The sequence below is a fragment of the Vibrio sp. 2132-1 genome (genome assembly GCF_033344315.1).
Map to the genome: position 1 here is coordinate 1 of NZ_JAWPON010000558.1, position 603 is coordinate 603.

General features: G+C 41.0%; 1 protein-coding gene. It reads left to right on the top strand.

Annotated features, from left to right (window positions below; translation table 11 throughout):
• Positions 1–175: 175 nt before the first annotated feature.
• Positions 176–603 (top strand): HDOD domain-containing protein (locus R8N47_RS26630; protein ID WP_318186287.1); only part of this gene is annotated, 428 nt, incomplete at its 3' end.

Sequence of the window (603 nt, forward strand, 5' to 3'; positions counted from 1 at the left end):
TGATTAGTTTCACACTTATTGGGTGTTTAGCGATATTTTTTTGACGCATGGCGTGCCAAAAACCACGCATCGTTATGATCCGTATACCATTTATAGAGAACTTAGTACGCATTTCATTGATAATGTTCTTCGGGTAAGGGTACACTGTACGAAAGTTCTCTAACACCACGTCACAATGGAACATCTATCATTTTTTTGGCTACCAAATAACAAAGATAAGCTTATAAAAGCGCTTGAATCTGAATTCGCCCAATTGGTCGAACAATCCATATCTACGGGTGAAATTTCGTTACCACCCATCCCCGATGTAGTCATCAAAATTCAAAAACTTTGTATAGAAGAAAACACCACGGTTTCTGATGTCGCAAATTGCCTTTTAGAAGATCCAGGGTTAGCTGCTATTGTGATTCGCGTAGCCAACTCGGTGATTTTTAACCGAAGAAACATTACTTGTAGTGATTTAACTACCGCCGTCTCTCGTTTAGGTATCTTCCGCGTTCGAGACATCGTGACCGCACAAGCTATCGAGCAATTGAAACACGCGGTAAATCTGAGTAAAGAGTGCAATGACATACTGGTAAAAAGTGCGGCCGTCTCTCGAGA